Here is a 23,662-nt window from a genome sequence, read left to right as displayed (position 1 = left end):
CCTTGTGGGGTGGGGGTGTTGGGGCACGAGCGAGGGAATGCTCGCGAGGCCGTGTTGCCGGAGGATGAGCGCTCGGTGAGAAACTAGTGACGTGTTCATGTCACTACAAGGTGTGGGGCGCAACTTTCGCGTCCCGTACTATGGGTCGCGCAGAAGGGGAGTAGCTCTTCGCCGGACCGTCGACATACTGCTCAGCGAGCCTGAGCCGGCGCCCGGAGGCGGACCTCGAGCAGGCCGCCAGCGAGACCTTCGGCAAGCAGTGCACGCCCGTGCCCCCGGCACGGGCGCCGAGTGCGCTGCCGTGCCGAGGTGTTTTCGCGTGATGTACCGCACTCTCGGTGGGGCAGCCCCGACCGATTGAGGGACCTTGATCAGCATCACCGTGACGGCGCTCGTCTTCGGCGTCATCTTTCTCGCCGAACTGCCGGACAAGACCGCGCTCGCCGGTCTCGTCCTCGGCACGCGCTACCGCGCCTCGTACGTCTTCGCGGGCGTCGCCGCCGCCTTCCTGCTGCACGTGGTGCTCGCCGTCGCGGCGGGCAGCGTGCTGACCCTGCTGCCGCAGCAGATCGTGCACGCGCTCACCGGTGTCCTCTTCCTCGGTGGCGCCGCGGTGCTCCTGCTGAAGAAGGGCGACGGCGAGGAGGAGATCAAGAAGCCCGCCGACCAGTCCTTCTGGAAGGTCGCGGGCACGGGCTTCATGCTCATCCTGGTCGCCGAGTTCGGCGACCTCACGCAGATCATGACGGCCAACCTGGCCGCCCGTTACGACGACCCGATCTCCGTCGGTCTCGGCGCCGTGCTCGGCCTGTGGGCCGTCGCCGGTCTCGGCATCGTGGGCGGGAAGGCCCTGATGCGGCGGGTGCCGCTGCGGCTGATCACGCAGATCGCGGCCCTGCTGATGCTGGGTCTCGGCGTGTGGAGCCTCTACGAGGCCGTGGCGGGCTGATCCGCGAGGCGGCGGCTGCCGAGCTGAACGCCGGGTGAACCCTTCCGGGGGGCGGTGGCGCAACCCGCTCCCGGTTTTGTACCGTAGAGAAACAAAGTGGCTCCCGCCCGTTCTCCCTGACCGGCGGGCGGGGCCGCCTTGTCCCCTCCGGAACCCCGGGGGCCCAGGGGGGCCGCCCGTACGACCCTCGCCCGTGCTTGGAGCTGCCGATGCCGGCCACCGCCACGCCCACCGTCCTCACCGCCCGTGCCCTCCTGCTCGACATGGACGGCACCCTCGTCAACTCCGACGCCGTGGTCGAGCGCATCTGGCGGCGCTGGGCCGAGCGGCACGGGCTGGACGGCGACGAGGCGATGAAGGTCGTGCACGGCAGGCAGGGGCACGCCTCCATGGCCGTGCTGCTGCCCGAGCGGCCCGTGGCCCAGAACCTCGCCGACAACGCCCGCATGCTCGCGGAGGAGACGGCGGACATGGACGGCGTGGTCGAGGTCCCCGGCGCGGGTGTCTTCCTCGCCGCCCTGCGCGGGCTCCCGCACGCCCTGGTGACCTCCGCCGACGTGGCCCTGTCCACCGCCCGCATGGACGCGGCCGGGCTGCCCCTGCCCGACGTCCGGATCACCGCGGAGTCGGTCGGCGCGAGCAAGCCCGATCCCGAGGGCTTCCTGAAGGGCGCCGCCGAGCTGGGCGTCGACCCGGCCGACTGCGTCGTGTTCGAGGATTCCGGCGCCGGTGTCGCGGCGGGGCGCGCCGCGGGGATGCGGGTGGTGGGCGTCGGTCCGCGCGCCGGTGTCCACGGGCCCGACGTCGTGGTGCCCGACCTCACGCGGGTGAGCGTCGAGGGGGCGGCCGACGGGACGATCCTGCTGCGCGTCGGCTGACGGCAGCGGTCCGTACGCCTACGGCTCCGACGTCTCCGCCTCCAGGCTCGCCCGGGTCGGCGGACCGTAGACCCCGAAGTCGTCGCCGGTGATGCCCCGGGCCAGCTGGTAGGTGCGCACGCCGTTCTCGACGGGACGGGTGTAGACGCCGTCGACCTCGCCGACGTAGAGGTTCAACTGCCTCAGCCGCTGTTGGAGTTCGGTGACCTCGGGGCCCTTGTCGCCGAGCCGCAGCACCGGGCCGGGGTCCGGGGTGTCCAGCGGGCTCGCGGAGAACGTCGCGGCCGTCTTCGAGGGGGAGGCGGAAGCGGACGCGCCGTGGGACGCGGACGGACTGGGCGACGGCGACGGTGAGCCCGACGGGCTGCTCGACGAGGGCGAAGGAGAAGGGGTCCGCGAGGGCGGGCGGGGCGCGACCGGCGCACCGGTCGCCGTCGTGGACGCCGGGCCCGGTGTGGTGACGTCCGGGACGCCCTGCCTGACCTCCTCGGCCGCCTGGTCCCGGGCCGGGGCGTGGTACGAGAACACCCCGCTCGCCCATCCGGCCGCCGCCACGACCGCCACGGCCGCACCGGCGACCACCGCCGGCACCGTGCGCCGCGACCGCCGCCGCCCGTTCTCTCCCCGTCCGCCGGAGGCCGCCGGTCCGGCTGCCCCGTCCGCCGCGGAACTCCGGGCACCGTCCGCGCCGTCCTCGGCCGCCCCGCCGCCCGCGGACCCCCGAGAGCCGACCGTCGCTGCGTCGCCGGGCTGTGCTGGCGCGGAGGTGCGAGCCGTGGACGCCCGCGGGTCGGTGGTCCCGGCCGGGCTCGGCCCATGGATTCCGGTCGGAGGGGCCGCGCCGACGGCGTCGCCCGGCCCGCCGGCTGTCGACGCCCGAGCGTCGCCCGGCCCGTCGGCCCCGGATCCTCGCGGAGCGGTCGGGCCGACGTCGCCGGGCCGTGCCGTTGTGGAGGTCCGAGTGTCGGCCGGGCCGGGTCCGCCCGGCCCGGGCTCCCGGGGAGTGCTCGGGTGGGCGCCGGTGGGTGGTGGTGCGGTGGTCCCGGCCTCCGGGGCCGGGCGGGGCTCCGCGTCCGGCGGCGGTCCGGGGCGGGTGCCCGTCCCGGGGGCGGGCGACGCGTGCGACGGGGACGGCTCGGGGTGCTGCCCGGCGGCGGGCGAGGACGGCTCGCCGTACGTCCGGGTGCCGGGCCGCCGCCCGGGCTCCTCCGCGCTCCCCGGAGCGCCGGACGACCCCGCCTGCGCACCCGGCGCCGCGCGCCCTCCGGCCGGGCGCGGCCGCTCCACGTCGACGTAGGGACGTATCCGCAAGGGGTCGAAGTCCTCGGCCGCCGCCGCTTCGGCCGAGCGGGCCTCGTGGAGGGCCTCGGCCGTCCGCTCGGTGCAGTCGCAGGTCGGGGTGCGGTCGAGGCCCCTGGGCGCCCCGCACTCCGGGCAGGTGCGGCCCTCGGAATCAGTCACGCGTTCGTCCCCTCCCCTCACGAAATTCAGAGACTATGCGGATCTCCTTCACATCCGCAGGACTCAACAGGCCATAAACGGTGACACCGCTCACGATGGAAGAGGTGCACCGAGCCCCGGGAGGTCTCCATGGCCCTGGACACGCACGGCGCGGCGAAGGACGCGAAGGAGAGCGAACACGTTCAGGGCAGCGTGTTCGTCCCGATCGGCGCCCTCCTGCTCGGCCTGCTGCTCGCCGCGCTCGACCAGACGATCGTTTCGACGGCGCTGCCCACCATCGTCAGTGATCTCGGTGGACTGGAGCATCTGTCCTGGGTGGTCACCGCCTATCTGCTGGCCGCGACCGCCGCCACCCCGCTGTGGGGCAAACTCGGCGACCAGTACGGCCGCAAGCGGCTGTTCCAGACGGCCATCGTGATCTTCCTGATCGGCTCGGCGCTGTGCGGCATGGCGCAGGACATGCCGCAGCTCATCGCCTTCCGGGCGCTGCAGGGCCTGGGCGGCGGCGGGCTGATGGTGCTGTCCATGGCGATCGTCGGGGACCTCGTGCCGCCCCGGGAACGGGGGCGCTACCAGGGGCTGTTCGGTGCCGTGTTCGGCGCGACCAGCGTGCTGGGACCGCTGCTCGGCGGGCTGCTCACCGAGCATCTGAGCTGGCGCTGGGTGTTCTACGTCAACCTGCCCGTCGGCATCGTCGCGCTCGCGGTGATCGCCGCCGCCCTGCACATCCCGCGTCGCACCTCCCACCACGTCATCGACTACCTCGGCACGTTCCTGATCGCCGCCGTCGCCACCTGCCTGGTGCTCGTGGCCTCCCTCGGCGGTACGACGTGGGCGTGGGGCTCGGCGCAGATCGTCGGGCTGTGCGTGCTGGGCGTCCTGCTCGCCGTGGCGTTCGTCGCCGTGGAGCGGCGGGCCGCCGAACCGGTGCTGCCGCTGAAGCTGTTCGGCATCCGCACCTTCACCCTCGCCGCCGTCATCAGCTTCATCGTCGGCTTCGCCATGTTCGGCGCGATGACCTACCTGCCGACCTTCCTCCAGGTGGTGCACGGCATCTCGCCCACCCTGTCCGGCGTGCACATGCTGCCCATGGTGATCGGGCTGCTGCTGTCCTCCACGGTGTCCGGGCAGATCGTCAGCCGCACCGGCCGCTGGAAGGTCTTCCCGCTGACCGGCACCGCCGTCACCGCCATCGGCCTGCTCCTGCTGCACCGGCTGGACGAGCACAGCTCCACCACCGAGATGAGCGTGTACTTCTTCGTCTTCGGTCTCGGACTCGGCCTGGTCATGCAGGTCCTGGTGCTCATCGTGCAGAACGCCGTCTCCTACGAGGACCTGGGCGTCGCCACCTCCGGCGCCACCTTCTTCCGGTCCATCGGCGCCTCCTTCGGCGTCGCCGTCTTCGGCACGGTCTTCGCGAGCCGCCTCGGCGACAAGCTCGCCGCCGCCTTCCGCGGGATCAACCTGCCGCCCGGCGTCGGCGCGACCACGCTGGAGTCCGACCCGCGGGGCATCGCCACCCTGCCGCCCGCGCTGCGCCCGGCCGCCCTGCACGCCTACGCGTCCGCCATCACCGACGTCTTCCTGTACGCCGCCCCCGTGGCCGCCGTCGGGTTCCTGCTGGCCTGGTTCCTGAAGGAGGACCGGCTGCGCGGCTCGGTCACCGCGCCGGACGTCTCCGAGACCATCCCGCCCAACCCGGTCCAGCGCTCCTCGTACGACGAGGTGTGCCGCGCCCTGTCGCTGCTCGGCACCCGCGAGGGCCGCCGGGAGATCTACCGGAAGATCACCGAACGGGCCGGTTACGACCTGCTGCCCGAGTCCAGCTGGCTGCTGCTGCGCGTCCGCAGGTACGGCTCCGTCGAACCCGGTGTGCTCGCCGAGCGCAGCCCGGTCCCGCTCCAGGTGGTCATGGCCGCCGCCCGCCAGGTGGAGGGGCGGAACCTGGCCCGCCGCGAGGGCCTGGACCTGGTGCTGACCGACCGCGGACGCGAGGTCGCCGAACGGCTCGCCCGGGCCCGTGAGGACTCCCTGGCCGAGCTGCTGGGCGACTGGTGGCAGCCGGGCCGCTCGACCGACCTGAGCCAACTGGTCAGGGAACTCACCGGTGAACTGTGCGGCGCCGAGCGGGAACGCCCGCACGACACCACGGTCACGACGAGCGGGTGACCGGCTCCGGCGTCCCCAGCTCCTTGCGGAACCAGTGCTCGGCGTAGACGTCGTCGTTGTGCGGACCGGTCTCGGTGTAGCCGAGGCGGGCGTACAGCGCGCGGGCCTCGACCAGGTCGGAGCGGGTGTCGAGGACGATCCGCCGGGCTCCGAGGGCGCGGGCGGCCTCCTCGGCGGCCGCCACGAGCGGCGCGGCCCCGCCGGTGCCGCGCCGTCCCTCCAGCACGAACACCCGGGTGAGTTCCGCCGTGTCCGGGTCCAGCAGCCGTACGCCCGCCGAGCCGGCCGGCTCCCCGTCGTACCGTCCGATCAGCAACCGCCCCCGCGGCGGCCCCAGTTCGGACCCGGTGTGCGCGGCGATCTCCCGCTCCAGCTCGTCCGGGTCGGTGCGGCGCCCCTCGTGCAGCAGGTACCAGCGGTCGCTGACCTCGGTGTAGTACGCCCGCCACAGCGCGGCGGCGGCCGGGGAGTCGTACGGTTCCGGTGCGATCGTCCAGGTCATGGCGGCCATTCTGGGACGCCGGCGCGCACCCCGCGCAACCGGATATGCGGGACCGGCGCGGGCAGGGCCGGGCGCGGTCCGCGGTGCAACACGCGCCGTTTGTCGGGCCACTTCCGGGTCACACGAAGGGAGAACCGGCCAGCGGGGCCGGTCCGACCCGGAAGGGAACCATGTCCACAGGTCTGATCATTCTGTTGATCGTGATCGCGGCGGTCGTGGTCGTCGGCGCGGCCCTGGTCCTCGGCCGCGGGCGGCGGGGCGGCGCGAGTCTCAAGCGGCGCTTCGGGCCCGAGTACGAGCGGACCGTGGCCCGGCACGACGGCGACACCAAGGCCGCCGAACGGGAACTGACCGAGCGCGTCGAACGCCACGGCGACCTGCAGGAGCGGCCGTTGGGCGAGGACGAGCGCGAGCGGTACGCGGCCCGCTGGACGGCCGTGCAGGAACACTTCGTCGAGTCGCCGCGCGGTGCGGTGGCCGAGGCCGACCGGCTGCTCGCCGAGCTCGCCGCCGACCGCGGGTACCCCGACGGCGAGCGCTACGAGGAGCAGCTCGCCGCGCTCTCCGTGCACCACGCCGGCCACGTCGACGGCTACCGGCAGGTGCACCGGATGTCCCGCACCGACGCGGACGGCGGTGCGAGCGGGAACGGCGGCGGCACCGAGGAACTGCGGGCGGCCCTGATGGGCGCCCGCGCCCTCTTCGACGAACTGACCGGCTCCCACGCGGACAGCGGCCGCCACCGTGCGCCCGCGGGCTCGGCGAAGCAGCCGGCCGAAACTTCCAGCCATGCGCACGGCCGCTCCCACACCCCGTGGGCGCTGCACCGGAGCCGACCGAAGGAGAGTTGAGCGTCATGAAGGACACGACGACCGGCCCCGGCGACGAGCGCCACTTTGCCGGACGCCTCACCCGGCCGCCGCACGACGAGCGGACCCCGGACGGCCGCACCCCGGCCGGTCCCCGGTCGGAGAAGCACCTGACCGGCGAACCGGCCCCCGACGGGAGCGCGGACGGCCGCCTCCCCGACTCCACCGGCCCCGGCGGCACGGGCACGGCCGACGACGACCGGGCCCCGGCCGCCATCACCGCCCCGGCCGTCGACCGGTCGGCGGACCACGCGGCACAGCCGCTGCCCGGGCACGGCTCGGCGCACGGTTCCGAGGGGCTGCGGCCGGGCACGGAGGGCCTGGGCGCCAAGACGCCCGGCAAGGCCACCCGTACCGCGACCGAGGGCGTCGGAGAGAGCACCACCGCCCCCTCCGGGGTGGGCGCGCCGCTGCTCGCGGACGAGGAGGCGGACCGCTGGGAGCAGCGGATGCACCAGGTGCTCGCCGGGTTCGTGGAGGAGCCGCGGACGGCCGTGGAGGAGGCCGACCGGGCGCTGGAGGAGATCGCCGAGCGGTTCACCGAGGCCGTGACCCGGCGCCGCCGCACCCTGCGCACGTCCTGGCAGGACGGCGAGCACACCGACGGACACGGTCCCGCCGCCGCTGCCGACACCGAGCAGCTGCGGCTGGCCCTGCGCGACTACCGGGAGCTGGCCGGGCGCCTGCTACACGTCTGACGGACCCGGCACCTCACCCGTGGCGGCAGCCCTGCGCTGCCGCCACTCGCGTACGACCTCCTCGACGTCGTACGGCTTCTTCCCCAGCGGGGGGCCGGGCGGCGGCTTGAACATCATGTCGCGGATCCTGACGTTGACGTCCTCGACGATCTTCCGCGCGATCCGCTCCGACGGCGCCGCGTACGCCGCGACGAGCGCGTCCTCGGCCTCCTTGCGCAGAGCGAGGGCGGGCGGCAGCACGGCCAGCCCCTCGCGGGCCATCTTCCGTCGGACCCACCACAGTTCGTCGTAACCGGACTCGAGCTCGGTGGGCAGCGGCTCGCCCGCCCCCGGCAGCCGCTCGAACTCCCCGCGCGCCTGAGCGTCGCGGATCTGCCGGTCCACCCAGGACTCGAACGGGACGCCCGGTGGCTTTCGCTCGGTCATGAGCCCATTGTGCCGGACGCGGCCCGGCCGAGCGTTTTATCATTCGGCGGCGGCACGGCGATCCGGCCACCGCACCATGACGTACGGACGCTGCGGCCGCGCCACAGCTTCAGGGGGAACAGGCGTGCTCGAACTCACCATGGCCACCGTCTCCGGCGAGGACGCCGGCGCCACCGCAGGCATGACGATGGCCGACGCGCCCTCCGAGCCGGGGGCCGCGCTGCGGGTCGGCCGCGACGCCTCCGTGTGCCGGCTGGTCACCCCCGACGACTGGCTCTTCATCTCCCGGGTCCACCTGGAGTTCCTGTGCGGCGCCGACGGCGCCTGGCAGCTGACCTGGCTGCGCGGCTCGCAGGCCGACCCGGCGTCCGAGGTGCGGGTGATCGTCGGGGAGTACACCCAGCCCCTCGTCTACGGCGGGAGCGTCGTCCTGCCGCACGGCGGGTCCGGCGAGATCGTCGTCCAGGACCGCACCGCGCCGCGCAGCGTCAACGTCGGCTTCTACCACGAGGCGTGAACCCCGGCCGGGTTCAGCCGAGCACCCGGGCCAGCGCGAAGCCGTCGTAGCCCTTGCTGCCGACCGTCTGGACCGCCGCGCCGCTCAGCCTCGGATGGGTCGCGATCAGGTCGATCGCGGCCCGGGTGCCGACCACGTCCGGCTCGGTGCTGGCCGCGTCGACGACCCGGCCGCCGCGCACCACGTTGTCCACGACGATCAGGCTGCCGGCGCGGGTCAGGCGCAGCGCCCACTCCACGTAGTGGCCGTTGTTGGCCTTGTCGGCGTCGATGAAGACCAGGTCGAAGGGGGCCGGGTTCTCGTCGGCGAGCTTGGGCAGCGACTCCAGGGCCGGGCCCACCCGTACCTCCGCGATCCGCTCCAGGCCCGCCCGCGCGAGGTTCCGGGTGGCCACCTCGGCGTGCTTGGCGCTGTACTCCAGCGAGATCAGCCGGCCGTCCTCGGGCAGCGCGCGGGCCAGCCAGATCGTGCTGTACCCGGCGAGCGTGCCGATCTCCAGGATGGTGCGTGCGCCCTGCACCTGCGCGAGGAGCTGCAGGAACTTGCCCTGGGCGGCCGTGACCCCGATGGACGGCAGCCCGGCGGCCTCACTGTCCGCCAGCGCCAGCTGCAGCGCCTCGTCGTCGGGGGAGAGGTGGCTGATGAAGTAGTCGTCGACGTCGTCCCAGAGCTGCGACCCGCTCATGCGTCTGCTGCCTTTCCGGAGTGTCTTCCCGAGGCTGTTCGGACCTGCCCAGGTCGATGATCTCAGCCGAGCGGCGCGGACGGGGCGACCGGCGGCGGTGGCTGCACGGGCGGCGGGGGAGTCACCGGCCGCCGCGCGTGCCGTACGACGGCCACGGCGACGGCCGCGACCACCATGAGCAGGCCGCCCCCGACCGTCAGCAGCCAGGCCGGGATCCCGGCGATCCGGCGCAGCTCGCCGTCGACGATCACCTGCCGGACCGGGGTGTCGGCGGCGGCACGGCGCAGTTCGTGGTCGCCGGAGATGCGCGCGGGGTCGGGGAACCGCTGGGTGAACGCCGTCAGGTAGGGCGTGCCGGCGGACAGCTCGCCCAGGGCGCCGTCGTGCGGGGCGAGCCTGCCCGCGAAGACGACCCGGGGCGGTGCCCCGCCGATCGCCGTGCTGGTCTCCATGCGGTGCGCGGCCAGGACGTACAGGCCGAGCGACTGCGGGGTGCGGGCCAGGCGGGACAGCCGCATCGGGTAGACGGGCCGGTCGGCGTCGAAGGTGAGGTGCAGCGGGTCCAGGGCCCCGTGCAGCGGGGTGCCGCCGGCGCGGGGGGCGAGCCGCACGGCGACGTACTCCCAGTGCCGGTCGACGTACGGCCTGAGCGCGGTCTTCAGCCGGGCCGGCAGGGAGAAGCCGTGACGGTGCAGCCAGTCGCCCAGGGCGGCCGGGTCGGTGGCGGTCAGCCGGGCCACGTCGAACGGCCCGAGCCGCTGCCGGCCGACCACCGAGACACCGCCCGCGGCGGGGAGCGCGCCGTCGGCGGCCAGGTCGCGGCCGTCGAAGGGCCAGTCCCCGGTCCCCGGCCAGAAGTGGTAGCGGGTGCGGTGCACGGGGGCGACGGCCTGGGCGAGCTGGTCGAAGAGGGCCGCGTCCCCCAGCCGGACGGTCGCCCGGTGCGGAACCGGCATGATCCAGGCGGCGTGCGCGGCGTCGCCGTCCACCGTCAGCCGCATGACGATCTGTTCGCGCCGGCCGTCCCAGCGCAGGACGGACTGCTCCTCGGACACGCTGATCCGCCGGGACGCGTCCGGGATCATCGCGCCGCATCCGCAGGCGTACGCGGGGGCGATGAACCAGCTCAACTGGATGCCGAGCAGGGCGAGAACGGCGACGAGTATCCGGGCGCGAGTCACAGCGCTACAGACGGTGCGCGTGGGGGAACGGTTCCGGCCCGTCCGACGACGACGGGCCCGCGGCCGGGGTACGGCCACGAGCCCGAACCGCTCGTCGGTGCCTACCGCTGTTCCACGGACGGCGCCGAGCCGGGCAGCGGACGGCCCGCCGACTCCGACATGCGCCACACCGCGAACCCGCCCACGACGGCCGCGGCCATCATGTAGTACGCGGGCATCATCATGTCGCCCGTCGCGCCGATCAGCGCGGTGACCACCAGCGGAGTCGTACCGCCGAACAGCGACACGGAGACGTTGAAGCCGATGGACAGGGAGCCGTAGCGCACCCGGGTCGGGAAGAGCGCCGGCAGCGCGGCCGGCATGGCCGCGGTGAAGCAGACCAGCAGCAGACCGAGCGCGCCCATGCCGAGCGCGACCGCGACCAGGCTGCCCTGGCGGATCAGCAGGATCGCCGGGACGGACAGGAGCAGGAAGCCCGCACAGCCGGCCGCGATCACCGGACGGCGGCCCACCCGGTCGGTCAGGGCGCCCGCGAACGGCTGGACGATCATCATCAGCGCCATCACACCGAGCACGACCAGCAGCCCGTGCGTCTCGTCGTACTTCAGCTCGCTGGTGAGGTAGCTCGGCATGTACGACAGCAGCATGTAGTCGGTGACGTTGAAGACCAGCACCAGGCCCATGCACAGCAGCAGCGCCTTCCACTGGCCCGCCACCATCTCGCGCAGCGGCACCTTCGGCCGGGAGGCCTCCGCCTTCTCGACCTCCGCCGCGAACGCCGGGGTCTCCTCCAGCCGCATCCGCAGGTAGAGGCCGATGATGCCCATCGGGCCCGCGATCAGGAACGGGATGCGCCAGCCCCAGGAGAGCAGGTCGTCCGTGGACAGCAGCGCCGTCATCAGGGTGACCAGGCCCGCGCCGCCGATGTAACCGGCGAGCGTGCCGAACTCCAGCCAGCTGCCGAAGAAGCCGCGCTTCTTGTCCGGCGCGTACTCGGCGATGAACGTCGAGGCGCCCGCGTACTCGCCGCCGGTGGAGAAGCCCTGCACCAGCCGGGCGGCCAGCAGGAGCAGCGGCGCGCCGACGCCGATCGTCGCGTACGACGGGATCAGGCCGATGGCGAACGTGCCCGCCGCCATCATGATCATCGTAAGGGCGAGCACCTTCTGGCGGCCCACGCGGTCGCCCAGCGGACCGAAGACCATGCCGCCCAGCGGGCGGACCAGGAAGGCCGCGGCGAAGGCGCCGAACGTCGACAACAGCTGGGCGGTCGGGTTGCCCGACGGGAAGAAGACCTTGCCCAGGGTGACCGCGATGTAGCTGTAGACACCGAAGTCGAACCACTCCATCGCGTTGCCGAGCGCGGCCGCCTTCACGGCGCGCTTGACCAGCGCGGGGTCGGTGACGGTGACGTCCTGGGCCTTGCGGGCCCGGGGGATCTTCAGGGACGGGGAGACGGCTGTGACGGTCGCCAAAACGAGGCTCGCCTACCTTTCGACGGGGACAGGTACGCGGCCCGGACGGCGGCGATGACGTGCGACGGGCCGAAAATCGACCATAGGCCGACTTGCGCCCCTTACGTCGTGTATGCACATCGATGCATAGTGCAGCTAAAGGGCGTGTATGCAGGTACGTCTGCCCATCCGCGCGGCGGTATGCCTGCCGCTTCCTGTGATCCTTGTCGCGCCACCGCCGTGGAACCGCAGCGCCCGCGCGCTGCGGTTATCCGGACAGAATTGCATATAAGGGGCAGAGTTCTCGTCAGGGGTTCCCGCACTCGAACCACACCGTCTTGCCGCCCCCGGCCCACGGTGTCACCCCCCACTTCCCGGTCAGGGCGTCGAGCAGGGCCAGTCCCCGCCCGCTCTCCGACTCGGGGTCCGGCGCGTCCGGCATCGAGGGGAGGCGGCGGAAGCCGTCGGTGACCTCGACCCGCACCCCCGCCGTCCGCCGGGCCACCACGACCGTGCAGCGGCGGTCCGGGACGTGCCGCACGACGTTGGTCACCAGTTCGCTCACGCCCAGCTCCACGGCGAACGTCAGCTCCGCCAGCCCCCACTCGCGCAGCAGTGAGCGGACGATCCGGCGGATGTGGTGCACCGAGTGCTCGCCGACGGTGAGGTGCAGGCGGTACTGGGCGGTGCGCGGAATGTTGAGTTTCACGGTACGAGGCTGACCTCGTCTCACTACTCTGGGCTACAGATCGGATACAACGCGTCCGGCTGTGGACCGAGTTGCCCGGGAGGACCGTCCGTGGCCCACATCAACACCCTCGACCCCGGCGCCTCGCCGCTCGACTACTACGGCTTCGAACTCCGCCGCCACCGGGAGGCGGCGGGGCTGACGCAGCGGCAGCTGGGGGACATCGTCAATTACACGGGGTCGCTGGTGGGGCAGGTGGAGACGGCGCGGAAGGTACCGACGCCCGAGTTCAGCGAACGTGTGGATATGGCACTGGGGACGGGGGGCTTGCTGTCGCGGCTGGTCGACCTGGTGCTGCGCAGCCAGCTTCCGGCATGGTTCCGGGAGGTGGCGGAGCTGGAGGCGCGGGCGACCGAGATCTGCACGTTCCAGACTCACGTGATCCATGGCCTGCTTCAGTCCGCGTCCTACGTTCGCTCGGTGCTCGGAGTCCTCGATCAGGTCAACCTCGGTGACCGTTCCGCTGTTCGGCTGGCTCGCCAGCGCATCTTTGAGAAGGGAGAGCCACCAGTCTTCTGGATGGTGCTCGGCGAGGCTGCGTTGTACCAGGAGATCGGCGGCCGCGAGGTCATGCGCGAGCAACTGGCCAAGCTGTTGTCCTTGGAGGGTGACCCTGGGATCAACGTGCAGATCCTGCCCTTCACAGCTGGGGAACACGCCGGACTGCAAGGCCCGTTCACCGTCTTCCGCTTTGCCGGCGATCCCCCCATCGTCTACACGGAGAGCTGCAGCAGCGGGCATCCGACCGCGAATCCAAGCACCGTCAAGGACTGCTCGCTCCGATACGATCATCTTCGAGCCGCCGCGCTCTCGATCAAGGACTCGGCGGGGCTGATCCGGCGCGTGATGGAGGACCGCTATGGAGAGCAAGTGGCGTAAGTCCAGCTACAGCGGAGACCAGGGCGGCGAGTGCGTCGAGGTCGCCGAGTTGGCGGAAGCCGCTGTCGCCCTTCGCGACTCCAAGAACCCCGCGGGACCGATCCTCACGATCGGCCCCGCCACCTTCACCCGCTTCATCGACTGGACGTCGGCTACATCCGCTGAATGATCGTCCCGGTGGCCAGGCCGCCGCCCGCGCACATCGTGATGAGCGCGAACTCCTTGTCGGTGCGCTCCAGTTCGTGGAGCGCGGTGGTGATCAGGCGGGCCCCCGTCGCGCCGACGGGGTGCCCCAGCGCGATCGCACCACCGTTGACGTTGACCTTCTCCAGGTCCTGCTCGAAGACGCGGGTCCAGCTGAGCACGACGGACGCGAAGGCCTCGTTGATCTCCACGAGGTCGATGTCCTTGAGGGACATGCCCGCCTTGCCGAGCACGGCCTTCGTCGCGTCGATCGGCCCGTCCAGATGGAAGTGCGGGTCGGCGCCCACGAGGGCCTGCGCCACGATCCGCGCCCTCGGTCGCAGTTTCAGCGCACGCGCCATCCGCTTCGACGCCCACATGATCGCCGCCGCGCCGTCGGAGATCTGCGAGGAGTTGCCGGCCGTGTGCACGGCCGTGGGCATGACCGGCTTGAGCCCGGCCAGCGCCTCCATGGAGGTGTCCCGCAGCCCCTCGTCCTTGTCCACCAGGCGCCACATGCCCTGCCCGGCGTGCTGCTCCTCCTCGGTGGTGGGGACCTGTACGGCGAAGGTCTCCCGCTTGAAGCGCTCCTCGGCCCAGGCGTGGGCGGCGCGCTCCTGGGAGAGCAGGCCCAGCGCGTCCACGTTCTCCCGGGTCAGGCCGCGGTGCCGGGCGATCCGCTCGGCCGCCTCGAACTGGTTGGGCAGGTCGACGTTCCACTCGTCCGGGAACGGCTTGCCCGGCCCGTGCTTCGAGCCCGAGCCCAGCGGCACCCGGGACATCGCCTCGACCCCGCAGCTGATCCCGACGTCGATCACGCCCGCGGCGACCATGTTGGCCACCATGTGCGAGGCCTGCTGGGAGGAACCGCACTGGCAGTCCACCGTCGTCGCCGCGGTCTCGTACGGCAGGCCCATGGCCAGCCAGGCCGTGCGGGCGGGGTTCATGGACTGCTCGCCGGCGTGGGTCACCGTGCCGCCGACGACCTGCTCGACCGCGTCGGCGGGGATGCCGGTACGGCCGAGGAGTTCACGGTAGGTCTCGCCCAGGAGGTAGGCGGGGTGCAGATTGGCGAGCGCACCGCCGCGCTTGCCGATCGGGGTCCGTACGGCTTCGACGATCACGGGTTCGGCGGCCATGGGCGCGGGTCCTCTCCGAGGCTCGGCTCCAGAACTAGTACGCGTTCTAGTTCTGCCTGAAGTCTGCGGAGGCGGCGCCCGTCACCGCAAGGGTCTTGCAGGTCTTGAAGTCGCCATCTGCACGAATTCCGCACGCAATTGGGTCGGCGGAATGTCTTGCCACTTGTAGAACCCGTTACTACCTTCACGGCAGCCTGTATTCCTGATGGGCCGTCAGACCGGACGACGGGAGCCGCCGATGCACTGCCCCGCGCTGCCCGACGGGTTCGACTTCACCGACCCCGACCTGCTGCACCACCGCGTGCCCCTCCCCGAGTTCGCCGAGCTGCGCCGCACCGAGCCGGTCCGCTGGATCCCGCAGCCGCACGGCCTCGCGGGGTTCGCCGACACCGGCTACTGGGCGGTGACCCGGCACGCCGACGTCAAGTACGTCTCCACCCACCCGGAGCTGTTCTCCTCCACCCTCAACACGGCGATCATCCGGTTCAACGAGCACATCGAGCGCGACGCGATCGACGCGCAGCGGCTGATCCTGCTCAACATGGACCCGCCGGAGCACACCCGCGTGCGCCAGATCGTGCAGCGGGGCTTCACCCCGCGCTCGATACGCGCTCTGGAGGACCGGCTGCGCGCCCGCGCGGAGGCGATCGTGGCCGGTGCCCGCGCCCACTCCGGGCCGTTCGACTTCGTCACCGAGGTCGCCTGCGAACTGCCCCTTCAGGCCATCGCCGAGCTGATCGGTGTCCCCCAGGAGGACCGCTCCAAGATCTTCGACTGGTCCAACAGGATGATCGCCTACGACGACCCCGAGTACGCGATCACCGAGGAGGTCGGCGCGCAGTCGGCCGCCGAGATCATCGCCTACGCGATGAACATGGCCGCCGAGCGCAAGCGCTGCCCGGCGCACGACATCGTGTCCACCCTGGTGGCGGCGGAGGACGAGGGCAACCTGAACTCCGACGAGTTCGGCTTCTTCGTGCTCATGCTCGCGGTGGCCGGCAACGAGACCACCCGCAACGCCATCACCCACGGGATGCACGCCTTCCTCACCCACCGCGACCAGTGGGACCTCTTCACCCGGGAGCGGCCCGCCACCGCGGCCGAGGAGATCGTGCGCTGGGCCACACCCGTCAACGCCTTCCAGCGGACCGCCACGCAGGACACGGAGCTGGGCGGGATGGAGATCAGGAAGGGCGACCGGGTCGGCCTCTTCTACGCCTCCGCCAACCACGACCCCGAGGTCTTCGCCGATCCTGACAGCTTCGACATCACCCGGGACCCCAACCCCCACCTCGGCTTCGGCGGCGGCGGCCCGCACTACTGCCTCGGCAAGTCCCTCGCGATCCTGGAGATCGACCTGATCTTCCACGCGATCGCCGACGCGATGCCCGGCCTGCGGCTCGCGGAGAACCCGCGCCGCCTGCGCTCGGCCTGGATCAACGGCGTCAAGGAACTCCAGGTCACCACCGGCTGACCGCACGGCCGCGGCCGACGGAGCCGGTGCCGTCGGCCCACCCCGAGGGAGGCAGGAGCACCCTCGTCCCTACGCCCGTTCCTGCCTCCCCCGAGGTCCGCCGCGTACTGTCGCCGCCTACTCCCGGCCCGAGGCCGTCAGCGCCAGTACCGTCGAGGCGAGTGCCGCGACCAGCAGCGGGACGCCCAGACCGTGGTGGAGCACCAGCCAGGCGCCCAGACAGGCACCGGCCAGCATGGCGATCGCGGAGGCCGTCCGGCGCGGAGAGCCGTGTCCGGTACCGCCTCCCAGCCGGGACTCCGCGGCGAGGCCGGTCAGGGTCATGGTCAGGACCGTGGTCGTCAGGTCGGAGACGCCCAGTCTGCGGACGGTGGCGTTGCGCAGGCCCATCGCGTAGGCCGTGAGGGCGATGAGGGTGTAGACCGAGCCGGTGGTGCCCGGACGGATCAGGGCGACCGCCGCCGACACTCCGACCAGCAGGGCCTCCGCGGCCAGGGCCAGCCGCGCCCACCTGCGGCGCGAGCCGGATCCGAGACGGGCCGCCACCCTGCCACCCGTCGCCGCGCCGAGCAGGAAGCAGACCAGCGAGGTGGCCGTGTGCAGGACGGAGAAGCCGGGGGCGCCGGCCGCGGCGAGGCCGAGGACGACCACGTTGCCGGTCATGTTGGCGGTGAAGACCCGGCCCAGGCCCAGATAGCTGACGGCGTCGATCAGCCCGCTCACCACGGTCAGCACCAGGAGTACGGCCACCAGGCGGACCCCGCGCACCTCCGGGTCCGGCGCCGTTGCCTGCGCTGTCGTCATGGTTGCTCCCGCTGGCCCGACGGACGAGTCGGTGACCACTCCACCACGCCGTTGGGCGGGGCGCCGGGGGGCCGGGGGCCGGACACGCGCGCGCACCCCCGCCCGGCGGGGCGAGGGTGCGGAAGCGTGGGGGGAGGCTCGGAGGGGGCGAGCCGGGTGGAGCGCTCGGCGGAGGGATGCGGCTCGGCGGCGAGCGCTCAGGTGGAGCTCAGTGGCGTGCGGCTCAGTACCAGCCGTTGGCCTGCCAGAAGCTCCAGGCCTGGGCCGGGCTGCCGTAGCGGGACTTCATGTAGTCCAGGCCCCACTTGATCTGGGTGGCGGGGTTGGTCTTCCAGTCGGCACCGGCGGAAGCCATCTTCGAACCCGGCAGGGCCTGGACCAGGCCGTAGGCGCCGGACGAGCTGTTGGTGGCGCTGGCGTTCCAGCCGCTCTCGTGCTCGACGATCTTGCTGAACGCGTTGAACTGCGCGGCGTCCGGGATCATCTTGTGCGCGATCGCCTGGGCGGAGGAGGCGGAGCTCGGGGCGGCCTGGGCGGGCGCCGCGCTCAGTGCCATACCGGCGGTGGCGGCGGCCACGGCGGCGGCGGTGAGGGCCTTCTTCGGGGAAGCGATGCGGCGGATGAAGGAGACGGACACGGAGAACCTCTTGCGTCGGGGACGGTGGATCGCCCGCATGGATGGACCACGCGCTGTGGCCGTATGCGTCGGCGCCGCGGCCCGGGTGGGCTCGTGGCGCCTGGCGACGTCGTCCAGACAAGCAGGCCGGAAACCCGTCCGCAATGACCCCTTTTACTAGTTGTGGCCGGATCGGCGGGGAACGTCCACCCTGTGGCGTGGCTCTCAATCGGCAGGTCAGAGGGGGTGCCGGAAGGGACGTATCGGGCAAAACGGACTACGGCCCCACGTAGTAGGTGATGTGCGTCATGTGGGGTGCTTCACCGACTCGCTCACGGGGCGGATTCGGCGCCTCACGCAGCGGCGCGGCCGGCTGTGCCGCCGGTCACGCGCCCGGACCGTCGAATGTGACCGCGGTCTCGAACGCGGCCCGTCGGGTGGCCCGGCGCAGCGCGCGCAGCACCGCCGGACCGAGGAACACGGTCAGCAGCACCGTGCAGACGGCCCGGCCCAGGTCCCAGCCGAGGGAAGTGGCCAGGCAGTACGCGACGAAGCGGGCCAGGTTCGCGGGCACCGCCGCCCGCGGGTCGAAGGAGATGTTCGACGCCGCGGCCCCGAGGAAGGGCCAGCCGGCCAGGTTCATGATCGTGCCGTAGGCGAAGGCGGCCAGGAAGCCGTACCCGGCCAGCATCAGCACTTCGCCCCGGCCGCGCAGCCGCACCGGGCCCGGGAGCAGACCGGCGCCCATCGTGAACCAGCCCATCGACAGCATCTGGAACGGCAGCCACGGTCCGACCCCGCCCGTGAGCAGCGCGGACGCGAACATCGTCACCGAGCCCAGCGTGAAACCGAATCCCGGTCCGAGCACCCGCCCGCTGAGCACCATCAGGAAGAACATCGGCTCGATGCCGGCCGTGCCCGCGCCGATCGGGCGCAGCGCCGCCCCGGTCGCGGCCAGCACCCCCAGCATGGCCACGGCCTTCGGTCCGAGGTCCGACTCCGAGATCGTCGCCGCCACCACCGCGACCAGCAGCAACAGCAGGCCCGCGAAGAGCCAGGGCGCGTCCTGGGCGTGCGCGTTCAGCTGGGCGGTGGGCGGGGCCAGGAAGGGCCAGCCGAAGGCCGCCACCCCCACCGAGCTGACCAGCGCCAGCGCGGCGAGGGAGCGGGGGCCGAGGCGAACGGCGCGCACCCGGGTGGACGTCATGCCAGTGCCTCCCGCACCTCGGCCACCGTCAGCCAGGGCTGCGGGGCCAGGATCTTCGTCACCTGCGGCGCGAAGGACGGCGACGACACCACGATCTCGGCCGTCGGGCCGTCGGCGATCACCTCGCCCTCGGCGAGCAGCACCACCCGGTGGGCGATCTCGGCGGCCAGCTCCACATCGTGCGTGGCCAGCACGATCGCGTGCCCCTCGGCGGCCAGGTCCCGCAGGACGACGGCCAGACGGGCCTTCGCCGCGTAGTCCAGGCCGCGCGTCGGCTCGTCCAGCAGGAGCAGGGGAGGACGGGCGGTGAGCACCACGGCCAGGGCGAGCGCCAGGCACTGGCCCTCGGACAGGTCGCGCGGGTGCGTGCCGTCCGTGATGCCCGGCAGCAGCCCGGACACCAGCGCCCGGCAGGTGCCGGGCTCGGCACCCGCGTCCCGGTCGGCGGCCGCGCACTCGGCGGCCACCGTGTCGGCGTACAGCAGATCGCGCGGCTCCTGCGGGACCAGGCCGACGCGGCGGACCAGTTCGCGGGGCGGAGTGCGGTGCGGCGCGGCTCCGCCCACGTCGACCGTGCCGGTGGTGGGGGTGACCAGACCGACGAGCGAGTTGAGCAGGGTGGACTTGCCGGCGCCGTTGCGGCCCATGAGGGCGACGGTCTCGCCCGGGGCGACGGTCAGGTCCACGCGGTGCAGGGCCTCCGTCCGGTTGCGGCGGACGGTGACCTCGTGCAGGACCGCGATGTGCGGGGTGTGCGGTACCGGTGCGGCGGGGCGGCGCCCGAACAGGCCGCGGCGGGCCGGCCCGGCCGAGTCCTTCGGTACCCGCCGCCGCTGGGCGGGGAGCCGGGCCGCTCGCCCACGCTCGCCGGGTGCCGCCGCGCGGTCCACGGCGGCCCCGGCCAGCCGGTCGCGCAGCGGAGCGGCGCGGCGGCGGGCGTCCCGCACCGTCAGCGGGAGCGGGGCCCAGCCCGCCAGCCGGCCCAGGGCGACGACCGGGGGGTACACCGGGGACGCGGCCATCACCTCGGCCGGGGCGCCGACCACCGGGGCTTCGCCGGGCGCGGGCAGCAGGACGACCCGGTCCGCGTACTGCACCACGCGTTCCAGCCGGTGCTCCGCCATCAGCACGGTCGTCCCCAGGTCGTGCACCAGGCGCTGGAGCACGGCCAGCACCTCCTCCGCCGCGGCCGGGTCCAGCGCCGAGGTCGGCTCGTCCAGGACCAGCACCCGGGGGTGCGGGGTGAGGACCGAACCGATCGCGACCCGCTGCCGCTGCCCGCCGGAGAGCGTGGCGATGGGCCGGTCCCGCAGCCCCGCCAGGCCCAGCAGATCCAGGGTCTCCTCCACCCGGCGCCGCATCACCGCGGGCGCGAGGCCCAGCGACTCCATGCCGTAGGCGAGTTCGTCCTCGACGGTGTCCGTCACGAAGTGGGCGAGCGGATCCTGCCCCACCGTGCCGACCACGTCGGCGAGTTCCCGCGGCTTGTGCGTACGGGTGTCCCGGCCGGCGACCATGACCCGCCCGCTCAGGGTGCCGCCCGTGAAGTGCGGGACCAGTCCGCTGACCGCGCCGAGCACGGTCGACTTGCCGACCCCGGACGGGCCGACGAGCAGCACCAGTTCACCCTCGGGCACCTCGAAGTCGACGCCCCGGACGGTGGGTTCGGCCGCGCCGTCGTAGGTGACGCCGACGTTCTCGAAGCGGATCACGACGGCTCCTCGGGGATCCGGGGCACCTCGGGTGCCCGGGGGACGACGAAGGCGGGCAGCAGCGCCGGCAGCACGGCGACCGCGGGCCACAGCGGGAACACGGGCGCGACCAGGGGCACCACCCCCGGGTGCAGCGCGTCCGGATCGCGGACCGAGGCGAGCGTGAGCAGCGCGGCGACCGCCACGCCCGACCCCGCGACCAGCCAGGCCCGTACGTCCCAGGGGTCCGGGCGGTACCGGGTGCGCAGGGAACGGCGGCCGCCCAGGCGCAGACCCGCGAGCGCGGCGGCCACACCGGCGAGCAGCACCGGCAGCCCGTACGTGCCGCCCTCGGCCGTGAGCAGCCCGTACGTTCCCGCGCACACCCCGAGCAGTCCGCCGAGGGTGAGCGCGGCGGTGGTACGGCGGACGCGGGCGGGCACCTCGGCGGTGCGGCCGTAACCGCGGGACTCCATCGCGGCGGCGAGCGCGACCGAGCGCTCCAACGCCCCCTCCAGGACCGGCAGTCCGACCTGGAGCAGGCCCCGCACGCCCCGGTCGGGGCGGCCCCGCAGCCGTCGGGCGGCCCGCAGCCGCCGTACGTCGGCGATGAGATGCGGCGCGAAGGTGAGGGCGACGACGACGGCCACCCCCGTCTCGTACAGCGCCCCGGGCAGCGACTTCAGCAGCCGGGAGGGGCTGGCGAGGGCGTTCGCCGCGCCCACGCAGATCAGCAGGGTGGCCAGCTTCAGTCCGTCGTAGCCGGCGAAGACGAGCGCCTCGGCGGTGACCCGGCCGCCCAGCCGGATGCCCTGCGCCCAGTGGGGGAGCGGGATCTCGGGGAGGGTGAACAGGGTGTGCGTGCCGGGGACGGGGGAGCCGAGGGCCACCGCGAAGAGCAGGCGGACCAGCAGGACGGCGAGGCCGAGCCTGACGAACGCGGCGTAGGAGCGGGCCCAGGGAGCCGGGGAGCGGTGCGTCGCCACGACGTAGGCGGAGGCGGCGACGAGGAGCGCGAGGAGGAGCGGGTTGGTGGTGCGCGTGGCGGCGGTACCGAGGGCGAGCGCCCAGAGCCACCAGGCACCGGGGTGCAGCCGGGCCCGGTACCGGTGCCGTGCGGTGGCCGGCGGCCTCGGCTTCCCGGCGGCACGGGGAACGGCGCGATCAGCCACGGCGCACCCGCTGTCGCAGGACGGGCCGCAGCTACCCGGAGTCATCGCGCCGCCGCCGCGCCTGCCACACCGCGGCGCCCGCCAGCACGGCCACCACTCCCACGCCGACCGGCAGACCCAGCGACGGCCCACCGCCGGACCCGCCGTCCGGCCCGTGTTTCTTCGGTGCGGCGGCCGCGGGCTCGCGGTCCGCCGACACCTGTTCCCCGCACCCCTGGTGCGGATACCCGGCGATCGCGCAGAGCAGCGCGTTGGTGTCGTAGCGCAGGGGTCTGGCGACCGCGGCCACCGCGTCCGCGCTCGTCGCGTCCGGCGAGAGGCGGGCGCACGCGGAGCGGCGCGCGGGCGGCCGCTCGCCGGACGGGGCGTCGGCGGGCGTGCCGAAGTCGAGGACCAGCGCCACCCGCTTGGTGCCCGCCTTCGCGGGCGTGTCCGCGCAGATGGTGGTGAAGTCCGCCGTACCGCGCGGCCGGGTCGCGTCCGCGGAGTCCGCGCTCACGGCGAACCGGAAACCCTGGACCGCGCCGTCGTCCGGCCGCACCATGGACGGGCCCTGCGTGGCGTACGTCCAGTGGCCGCCGGAGCGCTCCCAGAACGACCAGTAGCGGTAGCCGGTGGCGTGGGCCGCGGTCGCGGGAAGCAGCAGGACGAGCGTGGCGACCAGCAGGGTCGCGGCACGGCGGACGGGGGTCACGGCCGGTTCTTCTTCCGGCCGCTGAGCAGGAAGCCGATGCCGACGCCCGCCACGAGGCCGACGCCGACGATCCACCACACGCCGGTGTTCGAGTCGTCGTCGGACGCCTCGGCCTTCTTCCCGGCGGCCTTCTCCGCCTGCGGGGCCGGGCCCTGGGCGTTGAGGGAGCGGACCAGGCTGGTGCCGCCGAAGTCGTCCGGCTGCGCGCCCACCGCGTGCGCGGCGAGGATCAGCTGCGCGTACGCGGCCGGGCCGCTCTGCGCCGCCCACTGGGTGGCGTTCTTCTCCAGCCAGGCGTACACCTTCTTCGCCCGGTCGGTGCGGCCGTCCGCGGCGAGCGCGACGACCGTGTCCGCGGTGTTGCCGAAGTCGGGCTGGTCCTTGGCGCCGGGCAGGGTCGACTTCAGGTGACCGGTCTTGGCGACGGCCGATGCCAGGTAGGCGCCCGCGTTGTCCGCGAGCTGGGCCGGGGTGAGGTGGGCGGCCTTGACGCACGTGTCCTTCGCGGGCGCCTTGCCGGCCTCCGCGGCGAAGCCCTTGCCGAGCGAGCCCAGCAGGCCGGCCGCCGTCGCGTCCGCGTTGGCGAGCAGCTTGCCCTTCTTGTCCGGCTGGTAGGCGAGGGCGCCACCGCCGTCCTGGTCGCAGGGGACGGCCTGCGCGGCCAGCAGGTCGTACGGGGTCCTGCTCCTGTTGTGCAGCTTCGCGACGTCCTGGCCGTCCGCGGCGAACGCGCCGATGACGACGCTGGTGGAGTTGGTGTCGCTCGGGCCGCCCGGCGTGTACCCCCAGCCGCCGTCCTTGTTCTGCACGGTGCTCAGCCAGACCAGGGCTTTGCGGACCTCGCGCTCGTGTCCGCCGACGGCGTCCAGGGCCTGCACGGCGGCCGCCGTGCTGTTGGTGTCCACCTGCGTCTTGTCGTCGCAGGCCTTGCCGGGCGCGGCACGGAAGGCGGCGAAGGAGCCGTTCGCGCACTGCTGCCCGGTGAGCCAGTCCACGGCCTTCGGGGCCGGCCGGTAGCCGAGGGTGCGCTGGGCGAGCAGCGTCAGCGACTGCCGCCACACGCCGTCGTACGTCGGGTCCGCCTTGCCGTACAGGCCGTCCGGGACCGCCACCTTCGGGGACGGGGACGCGTCGGCGGCCGTGGCGGGCGCGGCGGCGGCCAGCACGCCTATGGCGGCGAGAGCCGCGGCGCTGCGGCGAACGTTCATGGTCGGCGACTGCCTCTCCTGCGGGGAGCCTGCAGCGCACGGGAACACCCGGGCGGCT

General features: G+C 73.3%; 24 protein-coding genes. 9 read left to right on the top strand and 15 right to left on the bottom strand.

All coding sequences use genetic code 11. From position 1 onward, the window contains the following. The first annotated feature begins 367 nt into the window (after positions 1-367). A complete protein-coding gene (locus ACF08B_RS09255; protein WP_392316791.1) occupies positions 368-949 on the top strand; it encodes a TMEM165/GDT1 family protein in 582 nt (193 codons plus the stop codon). Positions 950-1,158: 209 nt separating this feature from the next. Continuing rightward, a complete protein-coding gene (locus ACF08B_RS09250; protein ID WP_392316790.1) occupies positions 1,159-1,827 on the top strand; it encodes an HAD-IA family hydrolase in 669 nt (222 codons plus the stop codon). A gap of 18 nt (positions 1,828-1,845) precedes the next feature. On the opposite strand, the gene ACF08B_RS09245 is transcribed toward ACF08B_RS09250, so the two are convergent. Continuing rightward, positions 1,846-3,288 carry a peptidoglycan-binding protein gene (locus tag ACF08B_RS09245; RefSeq protein WP_392316789.1) on the bottom strand — a complete coding sequence of 481 codons (1,443 nt, stop codon included), beginning with the start codon at positions 3,286-3,288 and terminating at the stop codon, positions 1,846-1,848. A 129-nt stretch (positions 3,289-3,417) separates the two neighbouring features. On the opposite strand from ACF08B_RS09245, the gene ACF08B_RS09240 reads away from it, so the two are divergent. After that, entirely contained in the window at positions 3,418-5,457 is a 2,040-nt protein-coding gene (locus ACF08B_RS09240; protein WP_392316788.1) for a DHA2 family efflux MFS transporter permease subunit, read from the top strand. Here ACF08B_RS09240 and ACF08B_RS09235 read toward each other — a convergent pair. Then, positions 5,441-5,959, bottom strand: a complete 519-nt coding sequence (locus ACF08B_RS09235) for a GNAT family N-acetyltransferase (protein WP_392316787.1) — start codon at positions 5,957-5,959, stop codon at positions 5,441-5,443. The two genes, ACF08B_RS09240 and ACF08B_RS09235, sit on opposite strands and share 17 nt — an antisense overlap. A gap of 170 nt (positions 5,960-6,129) precedes the next feature. Between ACF08B_RS09235 and ACF08B_RS09230 the strand changes: the two genes are divergently transcribed. Both ACF08B_RS09230 and ACF08B_RS09225 read left to right on the top strand, forming a co-directional pair. Beyond that, a complete protein-coding gene (locus tag ACF08B_RS09230; protein WP_392316786.1) occupies positions 6,130-6,810 on the top strand; it encodes a hypothetical protein in 681 nt (226 codons plus the stop codon). A 5-nt stretch (positions 6,811-6,815) separates the two neighbouring features. Continuing rightward, the gene (locus tag ACF08B_RS09225) at positions 6,816-7,526 is read left to right on the top strand and encodes a hypothetical protein (protein WP_392316785.1); all 711 of its coding nucleotides are present in this window, start codon (positions 6,816-6,818) and stop codon (positions 7,524-7,526) included. Here the strand turns inward: ACF08B_RS09225 and ACF08B_RS09220 are convergent. After that, positions 7,515-7,952 carry a DUF1992 domain-containing protein gene (locus ACF08B_RS09220; RefSeq protein ID WP_392316784.1) on the bottom strand — a complete coding sequence of 146 codons (438 nt, stop codon included), beginning with the start codon at positions 7,950-7,952 and terminating at the stop codon, positions 7,515-7,517. The genes ACF08B_RS09225 and ACF08B_RS09220 overlap by 12 nt on opposite strands. Positions 7,953-8,076: 124 nt before the next feature. Between ACF08B_RS09220 and ACF08B_RS09215 the strand changes: the two genes are divergently transcribed. Next, positions 8,077-8,469, top strand: a complete 393-nt coding sequence (locus tag ACF08B_RS09215) for a hypothetical protein (protein ID WP_073893526.1) — start codon at positions 8,077-8,079, stop codon at positions 8,467-8,469. 13 nt (positions 8,470-8,482) lie between these two features. On the opposite strand, the gene ACF08B_RS09210 is transcribed toward ACF08B_RS09215, so the two are convergent. The 4 genes from ACF08B_RS09210 to ACF08B_RS09195 all read right to left on the bottom strand — a co-directional run bounded on the left by ACF08B_RS09210 (position 8,483) and on the right by ACF08B_RS09195 (position 12,498). Beyond that, a complete protein-coding gene (locus ACF08B_RS09210) occupies positions 8,483-9,154 on the bottom strand; it encodes an O-methyltransferase (protein WP_392316783.1) in 672 nt (223 codons plus the stop codon). A 62-nt stretch (positions 9,155-9,216) separates the two neighbouring features. After that, positions 9,217-10,335, bottom strand: coding sequence for a DUF2330 domain-containing protein (locus tag ACF08B_RS09205; RefSeq protein WP_392316782.1), 1,119 nt, complete (start codon positions 10,333-10,335; stop codon positions 9,217-9,219). Between the two features lie 101 nt (positions 10,336-10,436). Continuing rightward, on the bottom strand, positions 10,437-11,810 hold the full coding sequence (proP, locus tag ACF08B_RS09200; RefSeq protein ID WP_392316781.1) for a glycine betaine/L-proline transporter ProP: 1,374 nt from the start codon (positions 11,808-11,810) through the stop codon (positions 10,437-10,439). Between the two features lie 286 nt (positions 11,811-12,096). Continuing rightward, the gene (locus ACF08B_RS09195) at positions 12,097-12,498 is read right to left on the bottom strand and encodes an ATP-binding protein (protein WP_392316780.1); all 402 of its coding nucleotides are present in this window, start codon (positions 12,496-12,498) and stop codon (positions 12,097-12,099) included. Positions 12,499-12,588: 90 nt separating this feature from the next. Here ACF08B_RS09195 and ACF08B_RS09190 point away from each other — a divergent pair, with 90 nt between their 5' ends. Continuing rightward, positions 12,589-13,416, top strand: coding sequence for a helix-turn-helix domain-containing protein (locus ACF08B_RS09190; protein ID WP_392316779.1), 828 nt, complete (start codon positions 12,589-12,591; stop codon positions 13,414-13,416). Beyond that, entirely contained in the window at positions 13,397-13,585 is a 189-nt protein-coding gene (locus ACF08B_RS09185; protein WP_392316778.1) for a DUF397 domain-containing protein, read from the top strand. The genes ACF08B_RS09190 and ACF08B_RS09185 overlap by 20 nt, the downstream gene beginning before the upstream one ends. Here ACF08B_RS09185 and ACF08B_RS09180 read toward each other — a convergent pair. Continuing rightward, the gene (locus ACF08B_RS09180; RefSeq protein WP_392316777.1) at positions 13,569-14,738 is read right to left on the bottom strand and encodes a steroid 3-ketoacyl-CoA thiolase; all 1,170 of its coding nucleotides are present in this window, start codon (positions 14,736-14,738) and stop codon (positions 13,569-13,571) included. The two genes, ACF08B_RS09185 and ACF08B_RS09180, sit on opposite strands and share 17 nt — an antisense overlap. Positions 14,739-14,976: 238 nt before the next feature. On the opposite strand from ACF08B_RS09180, the gene ACF08B_RS09175 reads away from it, so the two are divergent. Next, entirely contained in the window at positions 14,977-16,212 is a 1,236-nt protein-coding gene (locus ACF08B_RS09175) for a cytochrome P450 (protein WP_392317275.1), read from the top strand. 117 nt (positions 16,213-16,329) lie between these two features. On the opposite strand, the gene ACF08B_RS09170 is transcribed toward ACF08B_RS09175, so the two are convergent. The 7 genes from ACF08B_RS09170 to ACF08B_RS09140 all read right to left on the bottom strand — a co-directional run bounded on the left by ACF08B_RS09170 (position 16,330) and on the right by ACF08B_RS09140 (position 23,604). Continuing rightward, positions 16,330-17,016 carry a YoaK family protein gene (locus ACF08B_RS09170; RefSeq protein WP_392316776.1) on the bottom strand — a complete coding sequence of 229 codons (687 nt, stop codon included), beginning with the start codon at positions 17,014-17,016 and terminating at the stop codon, positions 16,330-16,332. A gap of 223 nt (positions 17,017-17,239) precedes the next feature. Next, positions 17,240-17,653: a transglycosylase SLT domain-containing protein gene (locus ACF08B_RS09165; RefSeq protein WP_093480904.1), complete on the bottom strand. Its 414-nt coding sequence runs from the start codon at positions 17,651-17,653 to the stop codon at positions 17,240-17,242. Positions 17,654-18,017: 364 nt separating this feature from the next. Further along, complete coding sequence (locus ACF08B_RS09160) at positions 18,018-18,839, bottom strand: ECF transporter S component (RefSeq protein ID WP_392316775.1); 822 nt, start codon at positions 18,837-18,839, stop codon at positions 18,018-18,020. Beyond that, positions 18,836-20,551 (bottom strand): ABC transporter ATP-binding protein, encoded by a 1,716-nt coding sequence (locus ACF08B_RS09155; protein WP_392316774.1) that lies wholly within the window; start codon positions 20,549-20,551, stop codon positions 18,836-18,838. The genes ACF08B_RS09160 and ACF08B_RS09155 overlap by 4 nt, the downstream gene beginning before the upstream one ends. Further along, the gene (locus tag ACF08B_RS09150; RefSeq protein WP_392316773.1) at positions 20,548-21,702 is read right to left on the bottom strand and encodes an energy-coupling factor transporter transmembrane component T; all 1,155 of its coding nucleotides are present in this window, start codon (positions 21,700-21,702) and stop codon (positions 20,548-20,550) included. Before ACF08B_RS09150 ends, ACF08B_RS09155 begins: the two co-directional genes overlap by 4 nt. A gap of 31 nt (positions 21,703-21,733) precedes the next feature. Beyond that, on the bottom strand, positions 21,734-22,396 hold the full coding sequence (locus ACF08B_RS09145) for an SCO2322 family protein (protein ID WP_392316772.1): 663 nt from the start codon (positions 22,394-22,396) through the stop codon (positions 21,734-21,736). Beyond that, a complete protein-coding gene (locus ACF08B_RS09140) occupies positions 22,393-23,604 on the bottom strand; it encodes a prenyltransferase/squalene oxidase repeat-containing protein (protein WP_392316771.1) in 1,212 nt (403 codons plus the stop codon). Before ACF08B_RS09140 ends, ACF08B_RS09145 begins: the two co-directional genes overlap by 4 nt. Positions 23,605-23,662: the final 58 nt, after the last annotated feature.

It is taken from the genome of Streptomyces sp. NPDC015139 (genome assembly GCF_043079785.1).
Classification (GTDB): Bacteria; Actinomycetota; Actinomycetes; order Streptomycetales; family Streptomycetaceae; genus Streptomyces; species Streptomyces albidocamelliae.
The sequence above is the reverse complement of the archived record's forward strand: the minus strand, read 5'-3'. Positions and strand labels throughout refer to the sequence as shown.

Excerpts from the sequence above, each read along its gene's own strand:
- ACF08B_RS09250 (WP_392316790.1), top strand. The coding sequence starts at position 1,159 with ATGCCGGCCACCGCCACGCCCACCGTCCTCACCGCCCGTGCCCTCCTG.
- ACF08B_RS09240 (WP_392316788.1), top strand. The coding sequence starts at position 3,418 with ATGGCCCTGGACACGCACGGCGCGGCGAAGGACGCGAAGGAGAGCGAA.
- ACF08B_RS09235 (WP_392316787.1), bottom strand. The coding sequence starts at position 5,959 with ATGACCTGGACGATCGCACCGGAACCGTACGACTCCCCGGCCGCCGCC.
- ACF08B_RS09230 (WP_392316786.1), top strand. The coding sequence starts at position 6,130 with ATGTCCACAGGTCTGATCATTCTGTTGATCGTGATCGCGGCGGTCGTG.
- ACF08B_RS09225 (WP_392316785.1), top strand. The coding sequence starts at position 6,816 with ATGAAGGACACGACGACCGGCCCCGGCGACGAGCGCCACTTTGCCGGA.
- ACF08B_RS09220 (WP_392316784.1), bottom strand. The coding sequence starts at position 7,952 with ATGACCGAGCGAAAGCCACCGGGCGTCCCGTTCGAGTCCTGGGTGGAC.
- ACF08B_RS09210 (WP_392316783.1), bottom strand. The coding sequence starts at position 9,154 with ATGAGCGGGTCGCAGCTCTGGGACGACGTCGACGACTACTTCATCAGC.
- ACF08B_RS09185 (WP_392316778.1), top strand. The coding sequence starts at position 13,397 with ATGGAGAGCAAGTGGCGTAAGTCCAGCTACAGCGGAGACCAGGGCGGC.
- ACF08B_RS09180 (WP_392316777.1), bottom strand. The coding sequence starts at position 14,738 with ATGGCCGCCGAACCCGTGATCGTCGAAGCCGTACGGACCCCGATCGGC.
- ACF08B_RS09175 (WP_392317275.1), top strand. The coding sequence starts at position 14,977 with ATGCACTGCCCCGCGCTGCCCGACGGGTTCGACTTCACCGACCCCGAC.
- ACF08B_RS09170 (WP_392316776.1), bottom strand. The coding sequence starts at position 17,016 with ATGACGACAGCGCAGGCAACGGCGCCGGACCCGGAGGTGCGCGGGGTC.
- ACF08B_RS09160 (WP_392316775.1), bottom strand. The coding sequence starts at position 18,839 with ATGACGTCCACCCGGGTGCGCGCCGTTCGCCTCGGCCCCCGCTCCCTC.
- ACF08B_RS09140 (WP_392316771.1), bottom strand. The coding sequence starts at position 23,604 with ATGAACGTTCGCCGCAGCGCCGCGGCTCTCGCCGCCATAGGCGTGCTG.